The sequence below is a fragment of the Candidatus Tiamatella incendiivivens genome, assembly GCA_015522635.1.
Classification (GTDB): Archaea; Thermoproteota; Thermoprotei_A; order Sulfolobales; family Acidilobaceae; genus Tiamatella; species Tiamatella incendiivivens.
Window position 1 is genome coordinate 123,327 of the sequence record WALW01000027.1, and the last position, 14,842, is coordinate 138,168.

Annotated in this window: 19 protein-coding genes; 7 read left to right on the forward strand and 12 right to left on the reverse strand. The window is 38.1% G+C overall.

The window, feature by feature from the left end; translation table 11 throughout:
* Positions 1–247: 247 nt before the first annotated feature.
* Both F7B60_07390 and coaBC read right to left on the reverse strand, forming a co-directional pair.
* Entirely contained in the window at positions 248–1,078 is an 831-nt protein-coding gene (locus tag F7B60_07390) for an NAD+ synthase (GenBank protein MCE4615332.1), read from the reverse strand.
* Positions 1,079–1,081: 3 nt separating this feature from the next.
* On the reverse strand, positions 1,082–2,320 hold the full coding sequence (gene coaBC / locus F7B60_07395) for a bifunctional phosphopantothenoylcysteine decarboxylase/phosphopantothenate--cysteine ligase CoaBC (protein MCE4615333.1): 1,239 nt from the start codon (positions 2,318–2,320) through the stop codon (positions 1,082–1,084).
* 103 nt (positions 2,321–2,423) lie between these two features.
* On the opposite strand from coaBC, the gene rimI reads away from it, so the two are divergent.
* On the forward strand, positions 2,424–2,936 hold the full coding sequence (rimI, locus tag F7B60_07400) for a ribosomal protein S18-alanine N-acetyltransferase (protein ID MCE4615334.1): 513 nt from the start codon (positions 2,424–2,426) through the stop codon (positions 2,934–2,936).
* Positions 2,937–2,942: 6 nt separating this feature from the next.
* Here the strand turns inward: rimI and F7B60_07405 are convergent, their stop codons facing one another.
* On the reverse strand, positions 2,943–4,310 hold the full coding sequence (locus F7B60_07405; protein ID MCE4615335.1) for a geranylgeranyl reductase family protein: 1,368 nt from the start codon (positions 4,308–4,310) through the stop codon (positions 2,943–2,945).
* Positions 4,311–4,529: 219 nt separating this feature from the next.
* Between F7B60_07405 and F7B60_07410 the strand changes: the two genes are divergently transcribed.
* Positions 4,530–5,060 (forward strand): Hsp20/alpha crystallin family protein, encoded by a 531-nt coding sequence (locus F7B60_07410; protein MCE4615336.1) that lies wholly within the window; start codon positions 4,530–4,532, stop codon positions 5,058–5,060.
* 7 nt (positions 5,061–5,067) lie between these two features.
* Here the strand turns inward: F7B60_07410 and F7B60_07415 are convergent, their stop codons facing one another.
* From F7B60_07415 to F7B60_07425, 3 genes are all read right to left on the reverse strand, one after another.
* Entirely contained in the window at positions 5,068–5,445 is a 378-nt protein-coding gene (locus tag F7B60_07415) for a hypothetical protein (GenBank protein ID MCE4615337.1), read from the reverse strand.
* Between the two features lie 26 nt (positions 5,446–5,471).
* A complete protein-coding gene (locus F7B60_07420; GenBank protein ID MCE4615338.1) occupies positions 5,472–5,795 on the reverse strand; it encodes a hypothetical protein in 324 nt (107 codons plus the stop codon).
* A gap of 95 nt (positions 5,796–5,890) precedes the next feature.
* On the reverse strand, positions 5,891–6,121 hold the full coding sequence (locus tag F7B60_07425; protein MCE4615339.1) for a hypothetical protein: 231 nt from the start codon (positions 6,119–6,121) through the stop codon (positions 5,891–5,893).
* 153 nt (positions 6,122–6,274) lie between these two features.
* Between F7B60_07425 and F7B60_07430 the strand changes: the two genes are divergently transcribed.
* A complete protein-coding gene (locus F7B60_07430) occupies positions 6,275–6,616 on the forward strand; it encodes a hypothetical protein (GenBank protein ID MCE4615340.1) in 342 nt (113 codons plus the stop codon).
* Here F7B60_07430 and F7B60_07435 read toward each other — a convergent pair.
* From F7B60_07435 to F7B60_07455, 5 genes are all read right to left on the reverse strand, one after another.
* A complete protein-coding gene (locus F7B60_07435) occupies positions 6,613–7,626 on the reverse strand; it encodes a hypothetical protein (GenBank protein MCE4615341.1) in 1,014 nt (337 codons plus the stop codon). The two genes, F7B60_07430 and F7B60_07435, sit on opposite strands and share 4 nt — an antisense overlap.
* Positions 7,523–8,416: a nucleotidyltransferase domain-containing protein gene (locus F7B60_07440; GenBank protein ID MCE4615342.1), complete on the reverse strand. Its 894-nt coding sequence runs from the start codon at positions 8,414–8,416 to the stop codon at positions 7,523–7,525. Before F7B60_07440 ends, F7B60_07435 begins: the two co-directional genes overlap by 104 nt.
* A 5-nt stretch (positions 8,417–8,421) precedes the next feature.
* Positions 8,422–9,336 (reverse strand): radical SAM protein, encoded by a 915-nt coding sequence (locus F7B60_07445; protein MCE4615343.1) that lies wholly within the window; start codon positions 9,334–9,336, stop codon positions 8,422–8,424.
* On the reverse strand, positions 9,326–9,943 hold the full coding sequence (gene hxlB / locus F7B60_07450) for a 6-phospho-3-hexuloisomerase (protein ID MCE4615344.1): 618 nt from the start codon (positions 9,941–9,943) through the stop codon (positions 9,326–9,328). The genes F7B60_07445 and hxlB overlap by 11 nt, the downstream gene beginning before the upstream one ends.
* Before the next feature lie 234 nt (positions 9,944–10,177).
* Positions 10,178–11,356 (reverse strand): hypothetical protein, encoded by a 1,179-nt coding sequence (locus F7B60_07455; GenBank protein ID MCE4615345.1) that lies wholly within the window; start codon positions 11,354–11,356, stop codon positions 10,178–10,180.
* 41 nt (positions 11,357–11,397) lie between these two features.
* Between F7B60_07455 and F7B60_07460 the strand changes: the two genes are divergently transcribed.
* Positions 11,398–11,682 (forward strand): hypothetical protein, encoded by a 285-nt coding sequence (locus F7B60_07460; GenBank protein MCE4615346.1) that lies wholly within the window; start codon positions 11,398–11,400, stop codon positions 11,680–11,682.
* 37 nt (positions 11,683–11,719) lie between these two features.
* Here F7B60_07460 and F7B60_07465 read toward each other — a convergent pair whose 3' ends face one another.
* Positions 11,720–12,088 (reverse strand): hypothetical protein, encoded by a 369-nt coding sequence (locus F7B60_07465; protein MCE4615347.1) that lies wholly within the window; start codon positions 12,086–12,088, stop codon positions 11,720–11,722.
* Positions 12,089–12,357: 269 nt separating this feature from the next.
* On the opposite strand from F7B60_07465, the gene F7B60_07470 reads away from it, so the two are divergent.
* The 3 genes from F7B60_07470 (at position 12,358) to F7B60_07480 (ending at position 14,837) form a co-directional block, all read left to right on the forward strand.
* Positions 12,358–13,653, forward strand: a complete 1,296-nt coding sequence (locus tag F7B60_07470; protein ID MCE4615348.1) for a serine hydroxymethyltransferase — start codon at positions 12,358–12,360, stop codon at positions 13,651–13,653.
* A gap of 196 nt (positions 13,654–13,849) precedes the next feature.
* Positions 13,850–14,653 (forward strand): nicotinamide mononucleotide deamidase-related protein, encoded by an 804-nt coding sequence (locus F7B60_07475; protein MCE4615349.1) that lies wholly within the window; start codon positions 13,850–13,852, stop codon positions 14,651–14,653.
* Positions 14,628–14,837 carry a hypothetical protein gene (locus tag F7B60_07480; protein MCE4615350.1) on the forward strand — a complete coding sequence of 70 codons (210 nt, stop codon included), beginning with the start codon at positions 14,628–14,630 and terminating at the stop codon, positions 14,835–14,837. Before F7B60_07475 ends, F7B60_07480 begins: the two co-directional genes overlap by 26 nt.
* Positions 14,838–14,842: the final 5 nt, after the last annotated feature.

Sequence of the window (14,842 nt, forward strand, 5' to 3'; positions counted from 1 at the left end):
TATTTCCATATTGTTTTCTAATAAAAGGTAATTCATCAGCAGGTTTATAGGGGAATGACATCTTTTGTCTAAACAAGCATGCCCTTAATTTGGGGGAAACTATTAAGCCGAGGCCTTTTGATCCGCTTCTTGAGTAATCTGCTCTTATATAGGGGACCCAGATGGATGTTATATGGTGAGGTATTTCTACACAGCCTTGCCTGGAAAAATTCCTGTTACCCATGTCTTTGAGCACCAAGTAATAGAATTAGAACCATATGTCAATACCTGGGGAAGGTGGCATTGAACGCTTATGGCGAGTTGCTTCATATCGCTCAAGCACCTTGTCAAAATGACTACATTCAATGCCTTCTATTGAGCATGTTTCTTCTTTACTCAAGTGTCTATCAAAGTATAGATGTAAAATAGCGTCAACAATGTCATAAGTTATCCCCAACTCTCTTTCTGCTAGATGGCCGGGAACTAGTCTTGGAGAACTAGGTTTATAAGCTATTCTCTTAGGCACACTGAGTACTTCAGCAATTTTTCTTACCTGTGATTTATAGAAGCATCCTATTGGTAATATGTCAACTCCACCGTCACCGTATTTTGTAAAATAGCCTATTAGTATCTCGCTCCTATCACCTGTCCCAAGTACCATTAGATTATATTTATTAGCATAATAGTAGAGTAGGCTCATTCTGATGCGTGCTCTTAGATTGCCAACAGACATAACATCGCTCTCTTCATAGACAGGTACAGTTGAAGTATAAACATCAACTATAGGAGATATTTCTATTAAATGTGGTGAAACACCAAACTTTTTAGAGAGTTCTATTGCATCACTGATATCCTCCTTAGGTGTAACCCTTTGATCAGGCATTACGAGTGTTCTAACCCGCCCGGTTCCCAAGGCTTTTATTGCTAATGCAAATGAAGCCGCTGAATCTACTCCTCCGCTTAAGCCAACCACTACGCCATTAGCCTTTGACTCAGAGATTCTTGAACGAACAAACCCAATTACATTATCTATTATTTTATTCCAATCCCTATCTACAAGAAATTCTACGATTTCTTCCACACTGCTGAATTTCTCCATTCTTTATTCACCCATGAACAGTTTCTTTCTAATTCTATCTAGTATAAACCTTGATACCTCTTCTTTCCTCATTTTAGGTGAAATCTCATAATTCCCATTTTTATATGCCATAAGAATTTCATTGTACTCCGAGGCAAATCCTATGTCCTTTCTTCCAACGTTATTTGCTATAGTTAGCTCAGCATCATGTTTTTTCAGTTTATTGAAAGCCATCTCTTTAAGCTCGTCAATGCTTCCAGCGAGATCGGCAACAAATGCAACCATAACCTTAGGCCTTTTTTGAATACCAGATATAACTTTCGGTGTCGGAACAAGATTTACCGTTATTTCTTGTCCACTTCTTAGTTTTCTATCGTGAAACTCTGAAGGTTTAAAGTCCACTGGAGAAGCAGCAGATATTATAACGTCGAATCGAGTTAATGAAGTTAACTCCTCCATTTTATAAGCCATCTCCTCCGTCGTCTCGACCCTCACAACTTTATCGAGGAATTTGGGAACTCTAACTTCTAAGTGCCCAGTCAAAAGAACGACATCAGCTCCCCTCGCATAAGCTTCTGAAGCTATTTCAACACCCATTCTACCGGTTCCTGGATTTGTTATGAAACGCACCTTATCCAAGTATTCGCGTGTAGATCCAGCAGTAACTAGCATTTTAACTCCCTTTAAGTCTCGTCCACGTAGAATCAGTGGAATGCTCCATCTTACGATGTCATCTACCTCGTGAATTTTCAGTGATCCTTCCACAATGCGGGGAGATAATGAATACACATAGCCTAGATCCTGAAGCTTAGTAAGTGACCCGGAAAGATAGCTGGTTTTATACATGTTTAAATGCATAGCTGGCACTAAAAGTACATTCTTCTTGTAACCTATAAACGATACTGCTGTAAGTGATACATTTTCATCAGTTATCCCTTGTGCCATCTTGGATATAGTGTTAAGAGTAGCAGGGACTATGACCATGGCATCGCATCTTCTTGCCATATATATATGTTCTGTTTTACCAGTTAGTCCAGTTATAACGGGGTTTCCTGTAGCCCATTCAAAGAGGCTTGGTGATATCATTTTCAATGCTTCCGGAGTCATCATGATGTGAATGTCTGCCCCTCTTTTAATGAGGTTTCTTGCATAATCTACTGACTTATAAAGCGCGATGCTGCCAGTCACACCTAGTAAGATACATTTGCCCTTTAATTCGCTTGAAACTATAGACCTGATGTCTCTTACTGGATGGTAATCCACTTCCTCCCCCTCATCCTATATGCATATTTTAGTTTATATGGGAATCAAAAATCTTGTATTACTATATGTAAGGAAACACGGGGAACAATGGGTGATAACAACGTTGGCAAATGCTTTAAAGACGAATTGTTTAGTGAGGCCTGTAATGCCTTCGGAGCTCATTGTCGTAAAGGGAGTAAATGAGGCTGTTTTACCCGAAAATTATCCTACATTCTTCTATTATGATGTTTACAGGAATTGGGGGGATATATTTCTCGTTGCAGTATGTAACGGACAAATAACCGGTTACATTATGAATAGAATAGAAACTAAAATAGATAGAAATGGTCTTTTCCTCTGGAAAACGTATAAGGTAGGACACATTATTTCCATAGCGGTTCTACCAGAATGTAGAAACCGGGGAATTGGTTCTGCACTGCTTACCAAAGCTATTGAGCTAATGGAAAAGAATTATGGAACCAAGAAAGTATACTTGGAAGTTAGAGTTAGTAATGAGGGTGCTATAAGACTTTATAATAAGTTTGACTTCAAGATCAAGAATGTAATCCCACACTATTACAGAGATGGTGAAGATGCTTACCTTATGGAAAAGGAATTAGAAAATAGTAATGATTAATCAAATTTACCAGTTTATAGCTAGTTCTGATTTGAAGTTAGTGTAAAGCTGTTCTACTTTTGTGATCCATTCGTTTAAATCCTCCGGGGTCCCTGGGTATTTGTGATAAAGCGCTTTTGCTTGGCTCATATATCTACCTACAGTTCTTAGTTTCATAAGCAAGCTTGGTCTACCTATAGTTTTTAAGATTATTGAAAGTTTATCGAGTATGCTCAGGTCGGCTTTCAGGTCTCCAGATACACTAGTCTCATACATGTCTTCTTCTCTCATTATTCTATTCTTTAATCCAAACTCAATGTCATCATTGCTCATCATCTGAAGGAACATCCTGAAGATATCTAGTGAAGCTTGCTTTGCTCCCAATGTTTTCATGTAACCAATATTAGTATACCAGAGTCCTTCAGCTGAGAAATCTCCATTCTCGAAGGCCTCTTTTATTGCTATACTAGCATTGTACGCTGCAAACATAGCATAACCCATACCACCGCCATGAACAGGGTTTACTGTAAAGGCGTTATCACCTATTCCAATAAAATTGTGCCATACAAGTGTATTAGCAGGACGACGAGTTGGAACTATTGAACCCGACGCGTCATAAACATTATTATAGCGGCCCACCTCTTCTCTTTTATCTAACTTCTCTCTAAAGATGAACATTGGATTAGGATGCCCTCTACCACCTTGAACTCCTAGTCCTATATTGGCTGTCGTTTTACTTTCTGGGAAAAACCACCAATAGCCTCCAGGTGCAACATCCTGGTTTACATATATTCTAATGTAATCGGGTTCATCTATCTCGTAGTCCAGTTCACGGATTTCTCTATAGGCTATGTTAGCATCAACAGGTTTCAAGGGTTCGTTAACTGGCCATTCCTTAGGTAATTTAAGCCTTAACGACATAGTGTTACCAGTAGCATCTACTATAATTTTAGCTTTAAATAGAGCTTTTTCACCTGAAGGGGTTACAGCCTCTACACCTGCAAGTTTCCCATTTTCAATTACAGGTTTTCTAGCCCTGGTTTTTAGAAAGACATTGGCATTTCTATTCACTGCTTCCTTAATGAGGCGTTTTCCAAGTTCATTTCTATCTATAATATAGCCAGATCCTTTAACCCTATAGTAATACTTCTCAGATGGACTAAACACCAGAATCCCGCTAACTATCTGCTTGATCTCTTTGCCTGAAGGCTTTGGAATCCCTGTTTCATCAAAGTGATGTTCTCCAATGGCGTCTCCACAGGGTTTGCCCCAAACTTTGCCCCAATCTACCATGTCAATACCTGCGATACTTAATCCACTTCCCGATAATAAGTAAGCCAAACTTGACCCAGCAGGTCCTAAACCAATTATTAATACATCATAACTGTATTCCATTTAGCCTCACCAGTCACGGATGAAACCGATATGGATAGTGGAATCTCCCAATCCTTTAAATGTTAGCAATGTAAAGTGTAAGGAATCATAAGCGTTTAAGCAACCGAACTAACGTAAAATACGGTTATTAGACCTCTTTAGAAGCTTCTTATAACTAGAGTACAAAAATATCTAATAACACCATACAAATAGAATACTAAACACGGAGAGGTGGTTTAAATGGATTTCAAGAAGAAAAGAAAATCTATATTCGACTTAATGGATGAAATGATGAATGAATTTATGAAAGAATTTACTACTGACTTCACTGACATAGAGAAAGAACTAGAAGACATGGTGAAAAAAGGCTATGTAAAAGGACCTTATGTTTATGGTGTTAGAGTCACAATAGGTCCTGATGGTGTTCCCAAGGTTGAAGAGTTTGGCAATGTGAAGAGAGAAGGAGATAAACCAGTAGTTACAAACGAAATAGAACCCTTAGTGGATGTTTTCGAGGATAATGGAGAAATCATTGTAGTAGCGGAGGTTCCTGGTGTTTCAAAAGAGGACATTGAGCTCAAGGTAACCTCCAGAGAACTCATAATCAGAGCGAAGGGGAAGGATAAAAAATATTATAAGACTATAGATCTGCCGAAGGAGGTTATACCAGAGAAGGCTAAGGCCTCGTATAAGAATGGTGTCCTGGAAGTAAGACTAAAAGCTAAGGAGACCAGGCAAAAGGACGAAGGTGTTGAAGTAAAGGTAGAATAAACACTTCTTATTTCCCTAACATATTTTTAACATACTGTTCTACTTCAGATGAGCAGTTTGATATATCTCTCACTAGTTTTTCATACATTTTATCTGAATCAATAGAATAGACATATCTTGGTCTACCAGTTTCATTTCTCCTCTTCTTCTTTTTATCAATTAACTCCATATCTGCAAGCTTAGAGAGTACCCTATTGACTGTAGCCCTACTTAGATTAAACACGTCTCTTATATCATCTACAGAATACTCTTTACCTTTACCTTGCTTTAACATCCACTCGAGTATCATAACATCGGTTTCGGTTAGATTATAACAGAATTCCATTAGCATTCTGAAATCCAGCTTTCTACCAGCCGGCGTTCTCAGGCTTTCAAGAGGTGCCAAAAAGTTTCACCCATTAATATTTTTTCTTACTCTAACATTTTTAATAATTTTGTTTTTAACGTATTGATCCCTTTTCTCTTACATTTTGCAATACATATATCTTTTTCCCTAGACCTAAGACTACTACAACTACTATAAAGACACTCACTTTCTATTTTTCGTTCATTGAACAACAAGACATAAATTCCCCTTCCTACGTTCTTTAATACTAAAACATCCCCCAACCCATACCTTCTTAAGAACAAACTGACCTCGTTAGGCTTAATCAGGTCTTCATGGAATACAAATGCTTCAAGATCACTTGTCAGGCTTGAAACTATTCTTTTAACCAAGTCATTGGTTCCTGACATAATTATCACCGGGCTAATTATAGGTCAGGACTGGGGGGTTATCATCCGCCTATGACGCGTCAATGGTAATACCAGTCATCATTCCAGGAGATAATTCAATTCAAATCTCTGTTTATATGTTTGGACCACTTAAGATAAAGCTTTATAACAGCATAATTTCTTCGTGCTGCGTCTTTTTCGATACAAGCCGTTTCTATTCTCTCTCCACCCACTGTCGATACTACTAGTTTAGCCCTTCCATTATCACAATTTAACATTCCAACCTCCTTAACCAAACCGCTCATAGTCAACCCTTCAATTCTAATTAGATCAAGGCCCTTTTCCATAATCTATACACCACTACTAAGTCATTAGCAGATAAATCATTATAAGCAATATTAATGTTATTCGTGGAAGACGTATTAAACACGATTCATTTAACCTTATACGATAGTTCTTTATTGCCCCTTATTATCATGCATTGCTTAGGGCGGATTGCTGTGAGTGAAGAAGGTAAAGGTAGTAAGAAAAAGAAGAGAATGACTTTACCAAAGAAACAGCAAGACATAGAAAAAGTTGTAAAGGAGATTGAGGAGAGAGAGAGACATGAGCACCATCACCATGCTCATGGAGAACTGGATGAAATAATAGCTATAGTTGAGCTTTTGATAGACTCGCTTAACGTTAAAATGAAGGACGTTGAGGATAAACTTAGGCTGCAAGGCAATGAAATTACAAGGATTTATAGGATATTGTCGATTCTAGTTAAATATTTTGCACTAGACGATGAAGAATCAAAGAAAGCTCTAATAAAGGAGGCGGAGAGTATACTCGAGTCCTAGCAGGATTTAATTTTAGTCAATCGTCTTTCTTTTACTCCTAAGAAAACTATATCAATCCCGTCAACAGTTCTCCCCGAAAGAGTGTCTATGCTTAAACATCTAGATTCTTCTAATATTGGAGCTAATGCATGATCGAACGACATAAGTAAATAATTACCCGTATCAACGCATGGTGGGTAGGTTAATGCTCCTTTATTAGAGTCTATTTTAACTATACCTTTGAATCGTTTAGCTTCCTTGAGGACTATGGCATTCCATGTGAGAAACCCGTGGAAAGTCTCACAGTATTTAGGATGATAAATGTCTCCTTCTATAAAAATTATACTGATCTTATGGTTTTTCCACATAAACCTACTTCTTCCCTTAGAAATGAGTTTCAAGATCCGTGGATCCATTTCATACCTAGATTGAATGCTTGCCCAGTTTACTATCCTTGGAAACTGGCGTTTTTTCATATATTCGAATACAGCCTTGGAAGGTTCCTCTCCGATAAGAATTAGATCTATATCCGATTTATCAGGATTGTGTATGCCGGCCAAAATACTGCCCGTGACTCCCCAGGAATCCAGCCTTATACCTGTTTCACGGTTTATTTCACTTAAGAAGTCGATGAGTGTATATTGTAAAGTGTCCTCCGGATGGGTTAGTATCCTATGCAACCCGTTGAATGGATCTAGAGTTCTTTCAATATTCATAGTTGAAATAACAGGTACCTCTGTATTGAAACGTGGATCCATAACGGTCAAAGTGTGGGTTAGTATGGAGTATTGCGTATAATCCTGTACTAGTCTGCAGTATCTTCTATTACCTCTTTTCCAAATGCTTTCAAGATCATTGCATAAATGATACTTCTTGAAAGCTATAACATTGCCTGGAGGAGGTGGAATTCCAATAACACTGTATATGCTACCTGCTCTGTCTAGCAATAAACTTCCGTGAAATATTGCGGAGTTTTTTGATTCTTCCTCCGTGATCTGGTATAATCCATGATCCACCGGCACTATCGACAAACGACTCACCTTCTATTAAATAGAACCCTTCTGGTAATTCAGTATATCTAATTCTCCATGTCATAACATTATATGAGTAATCCGGCTCATCATTTTGTATGATATAGATAGCAGGAGTTGTATAAGGTTTAACATGAATTAACCTTCCTACAATAACAATATGATCCTTGTAATAGTATGTGTTCCTGCAAACAATATTCGCTGCATCTTCTTCTACAATCCTTATAGAATACAATTTATTCTCATAACAGCCTTCTAGGATCTTGTCTTTAAATATTTCCCTGTAATTGCTAAGATCCATGCTGTTATCTGCTGATATCTTCTCAATATAGTTTTTCTCTACCAAGGAACCATTACATTTTCTTAACCCGCCTAGTACATCACGCATTATTGCATACTCGTCACGCAACAGTTTACCATGAATAATAAGATCTATGTCACTTCCATCTCTCGGGCATCCTAACAGATATGACCCTGTGATACCTACCTCAGCATAACCTATTGTTTTCTCTATCATTTTAATAAAACTATTAATCTTGGATGGGAGGCGGATGTTGCTATATTCAAATGGGTTATAAACTATTGAAATATCTTCTTTATTAACAACGCAGGCTCGTATTCCAATGGATGGCAAATACTCAATAGGACATTGGGTAAAAATGTTTCTCACTTTTTCACATCCAGTTTTAAGATATTTGGGTACGACTGGTATGAAATCCCCATAATCACATACTCCCTTAACAGCGTATATCAGACTCGATGTTTCAATATAGAATCCTTCTATAACCATGGTGTTCACCTTATTTTAGCGGGGTAATAAGGCGGATATAGTAGGTGAGTACCATCACAGGACGGCGAATTAAAGTATTCCTTACCTTGTAATCCTTCTCTGCAATGAGCATATCTAAGCCCATATTTTCTTGCGTAAATAAAGATGGGCTTAAGTAGCTTCAGTCTAAGCTTCTTTTTTAGATACCAGTATCCACGTACTCTAATACCTTCTTTCAAGTAAAGCTGCCTATATTTCTCGGCTAGTTCAGGAAAAGCGCTTATTACCCTTTTTAGATTGTCTGGCTTTGCTTTATAAGTTGATGTCACTATGAAATCTACGTTATCTATCTGGGATAGTATTGCAACTAGTTCTTCAATATCTTGCGGATCATCGTTAATATAGGGCAGGATAGGGTCTATTCTGACTCCTGCTGGTATACCAGTATCAGATATTCTCTCTAACGCCTTTATCCTTTCTTTCGGCGACGGAGCTCTTGGCTCTAGTTTAGAACTTACTGAGTCATCCAGTGTTGTTATTGTAGGTGTGATAGCTGTTACACCCATTTTCATTATATCTACATCTCTAGTATAGAGAGTACCCTTTGTTGTTATCAAAACACGCAAACCTTTTTTAATAAGTAGTTGTAGAGTTCGTCGGGTTATCATGAGGTTCTTTTCAATTGGAGGATAAGGATCACTACTTGTTGACATGTTTATTGGAAGTTCAGGGTCTATTTTCCTTAAATCCTTAAGCAACCTGTGAAAATAGTTTTTCTTTGGTGTACTGGGCTTCCTTCCAACATAAGCTGTCGCATAGCAATAAACACAGAAGAAACTGCAACCAGTATATGGGTTCAATGTATATTTTCTGGGGCATGTGCAAAGAGGATTGCTCCAAGGATCAAATAACCGTATAAGTTCACCTTCTCTAAATCTCAATGTTCGCATGCCTTTGCCTCAACTCTTCCTCATTTTTACCCAAGCGATGCATTAATTCTACTGCTATACCATCGAGGAAAACCATGACCGTATCCTCAAATAGAGTGCCTAGCGGAGCTAATGGTTCATGTATGCCTAGTATTTGTCTAGCAAAGTAGTCGTCCATTCTAGCCATTTTCGTTCTTCCCGGGATCTTTACCACTATATCTGCTAGAGATCCAAGCTTCGATTCAGGATATGTTGTGAGTGCTATGACAGTAGCGCCTACATTTTTCGCGGCCTCTGCCGCTGTAACTATAAGCTTGGTGGAACCGGAACCCGATATAGCTACTACAACATCTTGACTTGATACGCTCGGAACTATAGTGTCCCCTAGGACATACACGTTCAATCCTATATGCATCAATCTCATAGCGAAAGCCTTCCCAACTAGACCACTTCGTCCTGCACCCATAACTAAGACTTTTCTATTACCATTCGTCTGTACAACTTCTATTAGCTTAGACACAAATTTCTCGACTTGCCCCGGATCTATCGATTCCATCGCCTGTGAGATAAAATCCACTATCTCCCTCATAGTCATGTAAACATACTTCACCAAGACCATCCACCATCCGTTGATAAAGTTAAAGCTCTCAGAGTGTTATATATTGTTTAATAGCCCCGCTGGTCTCACGTCTGCCGAGACTCTGTAAAGAGGATGAAGATGGCGGCGGATCGGTAAGGCGGGGTATAAAACAATATGATAATTAGGCGAATATTCCTAGCTCGCTGGGAACGTAAAAGAGGACAACCGAATAGAATAAGAACCTTGCTATGAAAGAGTTTTTCGGTGGGAATATTAGAGCGCGCCTATTTTTGATACTATTCTCCTAATATCATCTGTATGTTCCAACAGTTCCTCAAAATCGTCCAGACGCTTCCCAGTGTTACCGTCGACCATCTTAACTCTATAGATTCCTTCACTCTTCTCATATATGTTTATGTAAACAGGATAGTACACCACTTTGACGTTATGAACAGTACCAAATGCTTCTAGTAGATATTCCAGTTTTTCAGGAGACACATACGGATGAAGCGTCTCTCCTTCACTAGGTATTCCCTTTTCTACAGAGTATACTTGTGAAACGCTCCTATAGTTTTTTGAAAGAGATAATGGCTTAATAGCATAGGTGTCTCCATATACATCTATTACCATCTTATCCATAAGGACAAGAACTATCCGTTCAAGTTTCCTCTCATCTATCGAGACGATCTCCGATAACTCTTCCTTTGTGAGTGGGCCATGTTCTGCAATGTATCTCGCGACTTCAACCACCTCGAATGGTATGTCTCCTATATTAACCAGTAAATTTTCAAGTCTAAGGGTGCCATTTTCATCTATCGAAACCATTGACCCTCTTATAGACTCGAAATCAAGAGCTATTTCTCTAAACTCTATTTGACTCTCCCCCTTGGGAGGAGATTCTAACGATACCTTATACTCGTATAGTGGGAGATGACCCAATACTGTTGCTATGTGCTTTCCTTTACATGATCCGAAAAGTCCCTTATCGCATTTAGCTCTTTTTCTAACCTCTTCTATAGTTAATTTAGGTTCTACATAATAATGCTTAAGAACCTTCATTTCTGATATGCTAAAAGCAGCACCTACACTAGATAACCTCTCTATGTCAAGAAGCCCTATATTGAAATATTCTGCTAAGCCTTTTACCTGGGGTGAAACAGATTTGTCAGTTACTACAATCATCTTATCAACTCTAGTATCTTCTCTTATTCCATGGAAGTTAATTATATCACTAACTGTCAGCGTATGACCTACCTTAATCAGGACTCCCACTTCTATATTAAATATCTTACAAAAACTTTTACCTATAATATCAAAGTTATACGTCATTCCCGATTTTCCTTCCTTGGGAGCATCCCGTTCAACGTCGAAGCCTATGTTACGTAGAAGATTGCAAATAGTATCAGCAATCTCTTTCTTTATTACCTTACCACTCATCGACATTTTAATCAATCCCGTCCAACAAATTTTGCCTGTTTAAGGGATTGTTACAGTTGAAGCTATATATTAATGAACACTATAAAATCAAGACGGTCAGAGAGATGAGTAGAGAGAGAATACTAAAGGAAGCAAAATGGAAGGAAGTCATCATAGAGTATAAGGGTAGTGTTATTAAAACCTTCCTTAAAGATAACCCCATAGTATATGCATGCCCTATATGTGGACTTGACATTCACAAACCCAGCTTTACAAGTGAAAGAGACTTGTTTTTCCATTTAGTAGCTCATGCCAAAGGCCTGTTGGAAAAACGAAGGAAACAACCTAAACGGTATCATTAGAGAACTAATTGCTATATTATATCTAGGTATTTTTATGTTAGACCTCCATTGCTGTTGATAAAATAGTCTGATTACTTGTACTTGTAGCAATATGATAGAAGTAGTCTTTCTTACCAAACAGTCTTAGAGCCTCTTCTACCAAGTAGCCAGCTAATATATGAGGGTCTCCGAAACGTTCTTCATATTCATCTCCGTCACAAATTTCACGTCCATTTATTACAAGCTTGGTTGAATTGTCACCTGCTAATCCTCCAAGATTAGTTTCTACATAATAGTAGGCCACTATTCCGTGAGAAGTTCTGAGTGTATCAACAGCTATTTGAGCAGCTGCTATGAAATCTTCCTCGTATCTGCATGAGAATCCCAGTGGTGTTGGACTGTAAATTGTTATTGTTAGATCTCCCACTTACTAGACACCCCTTATCGAAAATTTCAGTTCGTAAACTGAAACAAATACCGCTTAAAGAGTTACCGAGTATTGCCTATAACCATTAAGCCCTAAATACGCTGAGGATCTCAAAATTATTAACTACCAACTTAATGCCACATAATGGAAAATTTTCAAAGAATTTACAAGAACTGGCCATAAATCTTTGAAGAACTCTAATCATCTCACTTAATATAAATTCTCTATACTAATAAATAGATGTGGAACAATAAACGGGATGATTATCCATGTCATTAGGAGGAATAAGCGAACTATTTGACATAATTTCTGAGCATAATAAATGGAGGCTTAAAGAAACAGTCAATCTAATAGCAAGTGAAAACGTTATGAGTAGAATTGCATGGCTCGCATATATTTCAGATTTCGAGCATAGGTATGCAGAGGGCAAACCAGGAAAACGTTACTATGAAGGAACTAAGTTTATCGACATATTGGAGTCATGGGCTAATGAGTTGATGGCAAAACTGGTACATGCTAAATATGCTGATGTAAGACCTACAAGCGGTACAATATCAAACGCAGGTGTATTTAGAGTATTAGGTGGTATTAATGATAAAGCACTTATCGCTCCTGTACAGGCGGGAGCTCACGTTAGCCATACTAAATTCGGAACCCTAGGAGCTCTAGGCATCCAGCAAGTAGAGATGCCCTATGATAGTGATGCTATGAATATTGATATAGACAAGGCCTTCAAAATGATAGAAGAAGTTAAACCAAAATTCATAGTCATGGGTGGGAGTGTATACCTTTTCCCTCATCCAGTAAAAGAACTGTCCGAAGCCGCTAAAACTGTAGATTCGAAAATAGTGTATGATGCAGCTCACGTTCTAGGATTAATTATTGGAGGGGTTTGGAGAAATCCACTTGATTACGGTGCTGATATAATAACTGCATCCACGCACAAAACTTTCCCAGGTCCTCAGGGAGGGTTCTATGGCGTAAGAGATGATGAGGAGATATACAAAGCCATATATAAAACCATATTCCCATATTTCCTAAGTAACCATCATCTCCACCATATACCCGCATTAATAGTAACTGCATCAGAAATGGAAGCCTATGGCAGACAATATGCACTTCAAATTGTAAGGAATGCAAGGAAATTGGCTGAATCCCTAGCAGAGAGGGGTTTTAAGGTTCTAGGAGAGCATCTTGGATATACTCAGAGTCATCAAGTTGTACTTGACGTGAGGAAGCAAGGAGGAGGGCTTAAGGTAGCAAAAACACTTCAAGAAGCAAACATTATTGTGAATAAGAACCTTCTCCCATATGACCCTCCATCAGCAATAAAGGATCCAAGCGGACTACGGCTAGGAGTACAAGAAATGACTAGGTTCGGTATGACAGAAGATGATATGGAACAAATAGCTCTATTCTTCAAGAAAGTCTTGGTAGATAAAGCTGATCCGAAGAACATAGCCAGAGAGGTTACGGAATTTAGAACAGGATTTACTCACGTTAGATTCTCATTTGATAGCGAAGAGATAGCATTTAACAACACTGTCATTGATCTGATCAAATAATAAAATCTCTGAATAATAATTACAATATAGCGCGCCGACTGGTCTGACTGGGCCGTCCGGCCCTTGGGATGAAGATCGGAACTATCATCTTTTTACACACCTCTTACAACGCTAGACATATGATGCTGCATAATACAGCCTAAAAATGTAATAACAATAAACAACAAGCCATTCTTTTTAGAGGAGATTGACCCCCATGAAAGCCTGGATAATATCTATCGGAAATGAATTGCTTATAGGTAGGATAGTTAACACCAATGCCTCATGGCTAGCTAAAAAACTAGTATTCCTAGGGTTCAATGTAGAAAGAATAATAGTTGTACCAGACAACAAGGATGATATAATTGAAGAACTGAGAAGATCGCTTTCAAAGGCTGAAGTCACTATAACAACAGGAGGTTTAGGACCTACATATGATGACATGACTACAGATGCTGTCGCCCATGCAGTCAACAGGAAAATAGTGTTAGACAATAGAGCTCTTAAACTTGTCGAAAAATTCTACAATAACAAAAACATGGAGCTAACTCCCGAGAGAGTAAAAATGGCATATGTACCTGAAGATGCTACTATAATAGAAAATCCTGTTGGTGCTGCTCCGGCATATATCATAGAGATTGGGGGGAAAACTATCGTCGTTCTACCAGGGGTACCAAACGAAATGAAAGAGATCTTTGAAACATATGTTGAGAAGTATCTTAGAGAAAAGTATGCATCTCACATATACCTAGTAGAATACTATGTAATTGTTAAAGGTGTTCCAGAATCCAGTCTAGCCCCAGTAATAAATCAGTTGTCAAAGGAACACAAGAATATATACTTAAAATCGCACCCTAAGGGACATGAAACAAGCAATCCTATCCTAGATATACGTGTATTTGCACCAAGCAAGAAATCATTAATTGACGCGGAAGAAAAAGCCCAATCAGTAGCTAACAAAATTATTGAAAATGTAAAAAGATTGGGGGGGACAATTGTCGAAAGCGGAAGAACTATTTAGAATACAGTTTCTATTGACTATAAAAATTATCATTTCCGGGTTAGTAATATCTATGCTAGGATACCTTCTTGGAAGAGAAACTGTAAATGCTATAGTGATCTTAGGTTTAGCACTGGTAACAATATCGCCCCTCATATCATTTTATATTACACTGAAACGATATAAGACCAGTAATATCAAATAATTATA